The organism is Actinomadura monticuli (genome assembly GCF_041463655.1).
GTDB classification, from domain to species: Bacteria; Actinomycetota; Actinomycetes; order Streptosporangiales; family Streptosporangiaceae; genus Spirillospora; species Spirillospora monticuli.
Genome location: NZ_JAXCEI010000015.1, coordinates 22,258 through 32,502, shown reverse-complemented (window position 1 = coordinate 32,502; position 10,245 = coordinate 22,258). Strand labels below are relative to the sequence as shown.

General features: G+C 72.0%; 7 protein-coding genes. 2 read left to right on the top strand and 5 right to left on the bottom strand.

What is annotated here, in order from left to right; translation table 11 throughout:
* Positions 1-16: 16 nt before the first annotated feature.
* From SM611_RS28745 to polA, 5 genes are all read right to left on the bottom strand, one after another.
* On the bottom strand, positions 17-508 hold the full coding sequence (locus tag SM611_RS28745; protein ID WP_371953416.1) for a GNAT family N-acetyltransferase: 492 nt from the start codon (positions 506-508) through the stop codon (positions 17-19).
* Between the two features lie 106 nt (positions 509-614).
* On the bottom strand, positions 615-2,582 hold the full coding sequence (locus tag SM611_RS28740) for an endonuclease/exonuclease/phosphatase family protein (RefSeq protein ID WP_371953415.1): 1,968 nt from the start codon (positions 2,580-2,582) through the stop codon (positions 615-617).
* A gap of 273 nt (positions 2,583-2,855) precedes the next feature.
* Positions 2,856-4,346, bottom strand: coding sequence for a 30S ribosomal protein S1 (rpsA, locus tag SM611_RS28735; RefSeq protein ID WP_371953414.1), 1,491 nt, complete (start codon positions 4,344-4,346; stop codon positions 2,856-2,858).
* 237 nt (positions 4,347-4,583) lie between these two features.
* The gene (locus SM611_RS28730; protein WP_371953412.1) at positions 4,584-5,663 is read right to left on the bottom strand and encodes a polysaccharide deacetylase family protein; all 1,080 of its coding nucleotides are present in this window, start codon (positions 5,661-5,663) and stop codon (positions 4,584-4,586) included.
* Between the two features lie 466 nt (positions 5,664-6,129).
* A complete protein-coding gene (gene polA / locus SM611_RS28725; RefSeq protein ID WP_371953411.1) occupies positions 6,130-8,820 on the bottom strand; it encodes a DNA polymerase I in 2,691 nt (896 codons plus the stop codon).
* Between the two features lie 63 nt (positions 8,821-8,883).
* Between polA and SM611_RS28720 the strand changes: the two genes are divergently transcribed.
* A complete protein-coding gene (locus tag SM611_RS28720) occupies positions 8,884-9,315 on the top strand; it encodes a PaaI family thioesterase (protein ID WP_371953559.1) in 432 nt (143 codons plus the stop codon).
* Positions 9,316-9,589: 274 nt separating this feature from the next.
* Positions 9,590-10,165 carry a DUF4352 domain-containing protein gene (locus SM611_RS28715; protein ID WP_371953410.1) on the top strand — a complete coding sequence of 192 codons (576 nt, stop codon included), beginning with the start codon at positions 9,590-9,592 and terminating at the stop codon, positions 10,163-10,165.
* Positions 10,166-10,245: the final 80 nt, after the last annotated feature.

Here is a 10,245-nt window from a genome sequence, read left to right as displayed (position 1 = left end):
GGGCTCACCCTAACGGCTACCCGGTTCCGGCCGGGACGAGGGGTTTGCGCATGTGCACGAGGGTGAGGTGCGCGGCGACGCGCTCGCGGTGGGTCTCGCTGTAGCCGAGGCGGCGGTACAGGCGCAGGTTCGACTCGCTGAGATGCCCGGTGAACAGCACGCAGGCGTCCACCCGCCCGGCGACCTCGGCCTCCAGCTCCGCCAGCAGGCGCCGCCCGATGCCGCGGCCCTGCAGGTCGGGGACGACGACGAGCCGCCCCACCAGGCACGTGTGGTCGCTGAACTGGGCGCGGACCGCGCCGACGAGGCGGCCGTCCCGCACCGCCTTCAGCACCACCGCGTCCGTCTCCAGCACCTTGCGCAATTGCTCGACCGACTCGACCAGCGGCGGGAGGAACGGGTCGCCGTACAGCTGCGCCTCCGCCACGTAGGCGGCGCGCTGGACGGTCGTCAGCTCCCCCGCGTCCGCGGGGCCCGCCCGCTCGATCACGACCGGCGGTTCGCTCATCGCCGTTCCCTCCGGTCCGCTCCCGTCGCCGCGGGCGGGCCGCCCGCGGTCCCGGGTCCGCCGCGTCATGCGCACGACCCTAGCGCCGGACGGCCGCCGGGGCCGCTCACCGCCCGATCCGGACGGTCACCGCGACCGGATAGTGGTCGGACGCCGCCGACTTCGGCACCTCGTAGTCGGTGACCAGGATGCCGTCCGACCCGAAGATCCAGTCGTGCGTGGAGCCGTCGGGCCGGGTCGGGTACGGCTCGCCGCCGAGCGCGGCGCTGCGCAGGTCCGTGCCGTCGGTCATCGCGGCCAGCTCCGGGCTGCCCGCGTCGGTGTTGAAGTCGCCGCCGATGATCGTGCGGGGCGCGCCGCCCCAGGCCCGCAGCAGCGCCGCGATCTCCCGGGACCGCTCGTCGGCCTGGTCGTCGCCGCCCTCCAGGTGCGTCGACCACACGTCCATCGTGCTCTTCCCGACGGAGAGCCGCGCCCACACGTACCCGCGGATCTGCGACCAGTCGCCGCGCGGCATCCGGCCCGTGCCGGAACTGCGCACCGGCAGCGACGTCAGGATCGCGTTCCCGAACTGGCCGTCGGCGGCCGGGCCCCAGATCAGCTTCATGCCGAGCCGGCGCGACAGCCACACGCCGACGTCGGTGGTCCCGGACGTCAGCGCGCCGCGGCCCGCCTCCTGCAGCAGGACGACCTGGGCCCGCTGCCCCTCGATGACGCGGGCGATGCCCTCCGGGTCGAGCTGCCCGGACTGGTCGACGGCGTCGTGGATGTTGTAGCTGAGGACCCGCACATGGCCGGCGCCGGCCGCCGCGGGCCGCGCCTCCCCGTCCGGTGCCGCCACGGTGAACACCAGCGTGCCGGCGAGGAGCACCAGGGCGGCGGCGCCCGCGGTGAGGGCGCGCAGCGGGGCGCGGGCGGGCAGCGGCCCGCCGCGGGCCGCGGCGAACGCCGCGAGCGCGCCGAGCAGGATCCCGGCGAGGCCGGGCAGCAGATTGTTCGGGAACGGCAGCGGCGACACCGCGCTGACCTGGTACGGGACCAGGATCGCGGCGATCAGCAGGCCGCCGAGCGCGGCCCCGGCGTCGATCCGCCAGACCGGCCCGCCGGTCCCGGCGCGGCGCAGCGGCGCCCGCACCGCCACGGCCAGCAGCCACGCCGCCATCACCTGGCCGACGATGACGACGGGCACGACCTCGATGCCGGAGACCGCGTACGTCCCGGCGACGGCGCCGGTGCCGACGCCGAGGACCGTCCCGCCGAGCACGCACAGGCCGCCCGGCACCGCGCGCACCGCGAGCCCGGACGCGAGGAACGCCAGCGCACAGCCCTGCCCGATCACGATCGTGACGTGCGCGCCGGTCAGCGACTGCCAGCCGGACGACGCGACGAACGCGGGGCTGGACAGCACGAGGATCTCCAGCGCGAGGAACGGCCCGAGCGCGGCGGCGCCCAGCGCGTCCCGCCACGACACCCCGGGGGCGCTGACGGGCCCGGAGGCCAGCTCGCGGTAGAGGGCGGCGGCGCCCACGGCGACGAACGCCAGGCAGGCCAGCCAGGGGCCGGCGCCGTCCCGCCACACCGGGTCCCAGGTGGCGAAGCACATCCGCACCGCGCCGTCGATGGACAGGCCCGCGATCACCGCGGTGGCGAACCCGACGCCGGACAGGCCGCGGGCGCCCTCGAACAGCGCCGCGACGGCGATCATGCCGATCGCGGTGCCGGCGAACGCCAGCCAGGTCCGCGGGTCGATGGCCTGCGCGAGCAGCCGGACGGCGAACAGCCCGCCGACGCCGGCGAGCAGCAGCCCGCGCGGGCCGGCCGCGCGGCGGATCAGCGGGGCGGCGAACCCCGCGAGGTAGATGAGCAGCACGCCGACCGCGGCGAGCGCGGTGCCCGTCTGGTCGGCGAAGTGGTCGAGCTGCGGCAGCGAGAACCGCAGGGTCTGCGCGAGCACCGCGACCGTGACCGCGATCAGCGCGAGCCGTGCGGGGCCCTGCGGGACGATCGAGGGGCCGGCCTCGGCGGGGCCGCCGGTCCTGGTGCCGGCGGAGGCGCCGGCGTCTGTGCTGGCCAATTGAACGAGTGCTCCCGGGGACGAGCGGACCTTCGGGGGGTGGGGCGACGGCGCCGCGGCGCACGGGCCCCCGCCATCGTGACGCAAGCGAAGCACGGCCGGAGGCCGATCCAGAAGATCGTTCTCCGGCCGTGTTCGTGTTGTTCACCGTCCGGCCGCGCGGGCCGCCGCGGCGGCACCGTGCGGACGGCGGGTGCGCGCCATCGGCGCGCGGTCACCGGCCTCCGCTCCCCCGGCGGCCGGACGGGCCGTCCGCCGGGGAAGGGACGCGGCTCACTGACCGCCGGAGAGCTTCTCCCGCAGCGCGGCGAGCGCCTCGTCGGTGGCGAGGGCGCCACCGCCGGACTCGCTCTCGCCGCCGCCGGAGTAGGAGGTCTCGCCGCCGCCGCCGGTGCTGCTGCTCGCGGGCGTGGTGTCGGCCTCCGCCTCGGCCTTGCGGGCCTCCTCGATCTGCTTGCGGTGGGCGTCGAAGCGGGTACGGGCCTCGGCGTACTGCCGCTCCCAGGTCTCCCGCTGCTCGTCGAAGCCCTCCAGCCACTCGCCGGTGTCGGCGTCGAAGCCCTCGGGGTACTTGTAGTTCCCCTGGTCGTCGTACTCGGCGGGCATGCCGTACAGCGTGGGGTCGAAGTCCTCTTCCTCCATGCTGGCGGCGCCCTCGTTGGCCTGCTTCAGCGAGAGGCTGATGCGGCGCCGGTCGAGGTCGATGTCGATGATCTTCACGAAGATCTCGTCGCCGACCTGGACGACCTGCTCGGGGATCTCCACGTGGCGCTCGGCCAGCTCGGAGATGTGCACCAGGCCCTCGATGCCCTCCTCGACCCGGACGAACGCGCCGAACGGCACCAGCTTGGTGACGCGGCCCGGCACGACCTGGCCGATCTGGTGGGTGCGGGCGAACTGCTGCCAGGGGTCTTCCTGCGTGGCCTTGAGCGACAGGGAGACGCGCTCGCGCTCCATGTCGACGTCCAGGACCTCGACCGTGACCTCCTGGCCGACCTCGACGACCTCGGACGGGTGGTCGATGTGCTTCCAGGACAGCTCGGAGACGTGCACCAGGCCGTCGACCCCGCCGAGGTCGACGAACGCGCCGAAGTTGACGATGCTCGACACGACGCCCTTGCGGACCTGGCCCTTCTGCAGGGTGTTGAGGAAGGTCTGGCGGACCTCGCTCTGCGTCTGCTCCAGCCAGGCGCGGCGGGACAGGACCACGTTGTTGCGGTTCTTGTCCAGCTCGATGATCTTCGCCTCGAGCTCGCGGCCGACGTACGGCTGCAGGTCGCGCACGCGGCGCATCTCGACCAGCGACGCGGGCAGGAAGCCGCGCAGGCCGATGTCGAGGATGAGACCGCCCTTGACGACCTCGATGACCGTGCCGGTGACGATGCCGTCCTCGTCCTTGATCTTCTCGATCGTGCCCCAGGCGCGCTCGTACTGGGCGCGCTTCTTGGACAGGATCAGGCGGCCTTCCTTGTCCTCCTTCTGGAGGACGAGGGCCTCGACGTGGTCTCCGACGGTGACGACCTCGTTGGGGTCGACGTCGTGCTTGATGGAGAGCTCGCGCGAGGGGATGACGCCCTCGGTCTTGTAGCCGATGTCGAGGAGGACCTCGTCACGATCGACCTTGACGACAGTGCCTTCGACAATGTCGCCGTCGTTGAAGTACTTGATGGTCTCATCGATCGCCGCGAGGAAGGCTTCCTCGGACCCGATGTCGTTGACCGCTACCTGCGGGGTGGTCGAGGTGGCCTCGGTGCTGCTCGTCATGTGTCGGCTGGCTCCGGTACGGACATGGAAGTCGTATGGGTTGTGCGCGGAGGGCCGTTATCCGCCCTGCCGAAGACCGGAATGGGACGCGAACCGTGCCGCGTCAGTGAACCGAACCGTTGTCGCCGACCTGACCGAGCGCGAGCCTGCTCCGTCCGAAGCGCGCGCAGGCCCACAGCGCAGCGATCAGGATATGGGACCGATCTCGCGTGGTCAATCCGCCCGGGGCGGCGATGATCAGTACGTCCGCGCACGGGCCCTGTACTCCTTGGCGATCCGGTCCTCGGCGGTCTTCGGAAACGTCACGGTGTTCGGGTCCCCGTCAGATGTGTACCGCTCATCGGGGTTCTTGTCCAGATACTCCAGCCACGCGGTGGAGCAGTACTTCGTGCAGTCGTTCTCCTTGATCTTGCCCTCGGACCGGACGCGGTCGATCTTCCACCGGTCGAAGTCGCCGTCGAACGGGGAGAGCGACGGCCGCCAGCCCGCGAGGAACATGCCCTGGAAGGTGTACCGCCCGTCCTGCTTCCCGGCCCACTTCGCCTTCTTCGGGACGGACCCGAACGGGAACGCGAACGTCGTGGTGTGCGCCCCGGTGAGCTTGACGATGCGGTCCTCCATGTCACCGATCTCCTTGCGCACGCCCTTCTCGGACATGCCGGCCAGGTTCGGGTGCGTCACGGTGTGGTTGCCGATCTCGAAGCCGTGCTGCCGGAGCCATCCGAGCCCGGCGGCGGCCTGCGCGTCGTCCATCCCGAACAGCTCCTTGTTCAGGTAGAACGTCGCGACCGGCCGGAACCCGGGGTTCTCCCGCGCCACCTGCTCGATGATCGCGACCGCGGTGTCGGGCTTGGGGTTGCCCTGCGCGTCCAAGCCGAAATGGCCGGGCGTGCTGTCGTCGAACGTCAGCACCACCGGATGCCTGCCCGCCGGGACGTTGAACCGCCCGCCGACGAACTCCGCCGCCGTGACCGGGGAGTAGCCGTCCTTGGCGAGCCCCGTCAGCTCGTCGTACAGCTCCTTGGTCGACCGGTCCAGCGACATCTCGGGCTTCTTCAGGATGCGGTGGTACATCAGCACCGGCACCTGCCCCAGCTCGTTGGCCTTGACGGCCACGGCCCCGGCCGCCGCCGCGGCGATCGGCACGGACGCCGACGCGGACGCACTCGCCGCCCCGGACCCGCCCGGCGCGGGCGGCCGCCCCGCCTTCGCGGCCTGCGCCGTCGGCGTCGCCCCGGACGTCGCTCCGGCCCGCTCGGCCGCCTTCCCCTCGTCCCGCCCCCGCCGTTCCCCGGGCAACGTCAGCCCGAGCACCACGGCACAGACGATCACAACTCCAGCGATCTTGTGAAGGAGAGGCACGATACCCCCGCCGGTAGACCCGAACAGGACCAGGGGGACAGCGTACGACCCCCCGGACATCTACGGACACCAACCGGCGTACCCGCATGATCCCCACGCACCCCCCGCGCCCGCCCCGCATCAACCAAAGAGCGCATTACCGTTCCAAGCCCGCCCGTCCCAACAACCAGAACCCAGAACAAACCCATCCACCTGAGAGCGACAACGGCCCGCGTCGCGGCAAGGCGCGCACGAGCGGAAGCCGGCCGCTCAGCACCACGTGGAGAGCTGAGGAGAACGTCCTTGACCTCCGCCCGCACCGACCGACACGTTGCGATCGCGCAGCGAGCCGCCAGGCGAGCCGGAGCGATGCAGCGATCGCCGTTTTGCCTGTGGAAGGAAGGCGCGCCCAGCGCCTGACGCCGAAGGCAAGACAAACAAGCTAGTGCGCCGCGTCTTGCCAGGTCCTTCCCGTGCCCATGGAGACGCTCAGGGGGGCTCGTAGTTCGTAGGCGCCGGCCATCTGTGTGCTGACGAGGGTCTTCAGGGCGTCGAGTTCTCCGGGGGCGACTTCGAAGACCAGTTCGTCGTGGACCTGGAGGAGCATGCGGGACGTGAGGCCGGCGTCGCGGAGGGCGCGGTCGACGTTGAGGCTGGCGACCTTGATGATGTCGGCGGCGGAGCCCTGGATGGGGGCGTTGAGGGCCATGCGCTCGGCCATCTCGCGGCGCTGGCGGTTGTCGGAGTTGAGGTCGGGCAGGTAGCGGCGGCGGCCGAGGATCGTCTCGGTGTAGCCGTCCTGGCGGGCCTTGGCGACGATGTCGCGCAGGTAGTCGCGGACGCCGCCGAACTGCTCGAAGTACTCCTCCATGAGGCCGCGGGCCTCGTCGGGGGAGATCCGGAGCTGCTGGGAGAGGCCGTAGGCGGACAGGCCGTAGGCGAGGCCGTAGTTCATGGCCTTGATGCGGGCGCGCAGCTCGGAGTCGATCTGCTCGGGCGGGAGGCCGAAGACGCGGGACGCGGTGATGGTGTGGAAGTCGGCGCCGGAGCCGAACGCCTCCAGGAGGGCGTCGTCCTCGGAGAGGTGCGCCATGATGCGCAGCTCGATCTGCGAGTAGTCGGCGGTGAGGAGGGACTCGTAGGGCTCGCCGACGACGAAGGCCTCGCGGATCTGGCGGCCCTCGGCGGTGCGGATCGGGATGTTCTGCAGGTTCGGGTCGGTGGACGAGAGCCGGCCGGTCGCGGCGATCATCTGGTTGAACGTGGTGTGGATGCGGCCGGCGTCGTCGAGCATCGGGATGAGCGAGTCGACGATGCTCTTGAGCTTGGCGACCTCGCGCCAGCGCAGGATGTGCTCCAGGACGGGGTGGCCGTCCTTCTCCAGGAGGGTGGTGAGGGCCTCGGAGTCGGTGGTGTAGCCCGTCTTGGTGCGCTTGGTCTTGGGGAGGTTCAGTTCGTCGAACAGGACCTGCTGGACCTGTTTGGGCGACCCCAGGTTGAACTCGCGGCCGACGGCGTTGTGGGCCTGCTGCTCCTGCTCCTTGACCTGGCCGCCGAGGGAGGCCGAGAGGTGCGCGAGGTGGTCGGCGTCGACGGCGATGCCCGCGCGCTCCATGTCGGCGAGGACGCCGACGAGGGGCAGCTCCACCTCGTGCAGGAGGCGTGTGGCGCCGCGCTTCTCGAGGTCCTTGTCGAGGATGTCGGCCAGTTCGGTGACGGCGCGGGCGCGGACGGCGAGGGCCTCGGCCGCCTCCTCCTCGCCGGAGCCGTCCAGGGTGAGCTGGCCCGTGTCCTCGGTCTCGCTGCGCAGCTCGCGGTGCAGGTAGCGCAGGACGAGGTCGGCGAGGTCGAACGTCCGCTGCCCGGGGAGCGCGAGGTACGCGGCCAGCGCGGTGTCGCTGGTGAGGCCGGCGAGCGCCATGCCGCGGGCGGCCAGCGCCAGCATCGGGCCCTTGGCCTCGTGGATCGCCTTGGGGCGCGCCGGGTCGGCGAGGTAGGCGGCGAGGGCGCGCTCGTCGTCCTCGATGAGCTCGGCGGGGTCGAGGCTGACGGCCGGGCCCTTCTTGGACGCGAGGGCCAGCGCGGTGATCTCGCCGGTGCCGCGCCCCCAGGTGCCGGTGACGGCGATGCCGAGGCGGTCGCCGCCGTTGGCGTCCAGCCAGGCGCCGAGGGCGCCGGGCTCCAGCGCTTCGAGGTCGACCTCGAAGCCCTCGTCGGCCTCGGGCTCGGCCGCCGACAGCGACGCGTACAGGCGCTCGCGCAGGACGCGGAACTGCAGCGAGTCGAAGAGGGTGTGGATCTCGTCGCGGTCCCACTGGCCCATGGTGAGCTGCGGCGGCGTCAGCTCCAGGCCGACCTCGGTGTCGAGCTTGTTGAGCTGCTGGTTGCGCAGCACCCCGGCGAGGTGCTCGCGCAGGTTGTCGCCGGCCTTGCCCTTGATCTCGTCGACGCGGGCGACGAGGGCGTCGAGGTCGCCGTACTTGGTGAGCCACTTCGCGGCGGTCTTCGGGCCGACGCCGGGCACGCCGGGCAGGTTGTCGCTGCTCTCCCCGACCAGGGCGGCCAGCTCGCGGTAGCGCTCGGGCGGGACGCCGTACTTGGCCTCGACGGCGGCAGGGTCCATGCGGGCGAGCTCGGACACGCCGCGGACCGGGTACAGGACGGTGACGTGCTCGTCGACGAGCTGGAACGCGTCCCGGTCGCCGGTGACGACCAGGGTGTCGAGGCCGGCGGCGGTGGCCTGCACGGACAGCGTGGCGATGATGTCGTCGGCCTCGTAGCCGGCGACCGACAGCCGCGGGACGCGCAGCGCGTCCAGGACCTCGAAGATCAGGCTGACCTGGCTGCGGAACTCGTCGGGGGTCTTCTGCCGGCCGGCCTTGTACTCCACGTACTGCTCGTGCCGGAACGTCGGCTCCGAGCGGTCGAACGCCACCGCGATGTGGGACGGCTGCTCGTCGCGCAGCACGTTGATGAGCATCGAGGTGAAGCCGTACACGGCGTTGGTCGGCTGCCCGTCGGTGGTGGAGAAGTTCTCCACCGGCAGGGCGAAGAACGCCCGGTAGGCGAGGGAATGCCCGTCGAGCAGGAGAAGCCGGTCGCGCTTGTCAGGGGTCGCTGGTGTCGTCGCCACACCAGGACTCTAGTCTGCGCGTACGACAGTTGTGTGGAGGCGTAAGTGACTGACACCGGCGGGATGTCCCCGCAGGAAGTGGCCGCGAAGATCAGTTCCGGCGAGGAGTTCGACGGGCACGGCGACCTGGCGAAGCGGATGGGCGTCGAGTACCTGGAGGTGTCGGCCGAGCGCGTCGTGGGGCGGATGCCGGTCAAGGGCAACACCCAGCCGTACGGTCTGCTGCACGGCGGCGCGTCCTGCGTGCTGGCCGAGACGCTCGGCTCCACCGGATCGGCGCTGCACGCGGGTCCGGACCGGGTCGCCGTCGGCATCGAGATCAACGCCACCCACCACCGGTCGGCGACCGAGGGGTACGTGACGGGCGTGGCGACCCGCGCGCACGGCGGGCGCACCCTCGCCACCTACGACATCGTGATCACCGATGACGAGGGCCGGCGGGTCTGCACCGCCCGGCTCACCTGCATGCTGCGGGACGCTCCCCCCGGCGCCTGACCCAGCGCCCGGCGCGGCGTGATCCGCGCTTTCTTTGCGATGCGCGGCCCGGGGTCTGTAGCGTGGATCGGAACGGCCCGGGATCACCGAGTAGACAACGTACGCGCCCGGGGAAGGTTCGTACGGCCCCAAAGGTGATCCCGGGTCAACGCATGTCCGGGGACGGGCGGCTCCCCTGTTCGACACCGGTATGGGTCCGTCACCGGTTGCGGTTGGGTTGCGAAACGAGATCGCGGGGTTCAGCGCGTCCCCAATCGGCCGTACGTTCCGGATCATGCGCCTCCATCACCCGCGCACCCGCCCGGCCGCCGCCCCGCGACTCGCCGCCGCCCTGGGCCTCGCCGCCGCCCTCCTGCTCGCGGGCTGCTCCGGCGGCGGCTCCGGCGGGGCCGCATCGCTCCCCACCTACAAGATCCCCGCCGAGAAGGCCCGGGAGGGCGAGGCCGTCCCCGAGGGCAAGACCGGGCAGAGCGCCGACATGCGCTTCACCGTCGTCGGCTTCAGCGACGCCATGACCGACGTCATGGGCACCCACGCCGCGATGGACGCGAAGGGCGCGTTCACCCGCGTCCGCGTCCTCGCCGTCAACACCGGCCGCGACATCCAGGTCTTCGACACCTGGAAGCAGCGCCTCGTCACCACCGACGGCCGGGCCCACTCCCCCGACGTCAACGCCACGATGATCAAACGGCAGCCGGAGCGGCTGTCGGTCGGAGCGGCCATGCGGGTCGAGTTCGACCTGTGGTTCGACATACCGCGCGGCACCAGGACGAAGGCGATCCGCCTCTACGGGTCTCCGCCGGTCGGCGCCGTGAGCGACCCCGCCCCCGCCGAGATCGCGCTCCCCTGATCGCGCCCACCTGATCGCGCCCCCGGACGCGGAAGCGCCCGCCGGGACCGGACGTACCGGGCCCGGCGGGCGCGCGCCGC

Excerpts from the sequence above, each read along its gene's own strand:
- SM611_RS28745 (WP_371953416.1), bottom strand. The coding sequence starts at position 508 with ATGAGCGAACCGCCGGTCGTGATCGAGCGGGCGGGCCCCGCGGACGCG.
- SM611_RS28720 (WP_371953559.1), top strand. The coding sequence starts at position 8,884 with ATGTCCCCGCAGGAAGTGGCCGCGAAGATCAGTTCCGGCGAGGAGTTC.
- SM611_RS28715 (WP_371953410.1), top strand. The coding sequence starts at position 9,590 with ATGCGCCTCCATCACCCGCGCACCCGCCCGGCCGCCGCCCCGCGACTC.
- rpsA (WP_371953414.1), bottom strand. The coding sequence starts at position 4,346 with ATGACGAGCAGCACCGAGGCCACCTCGACCACCCCGCAGGTAGCGGTC.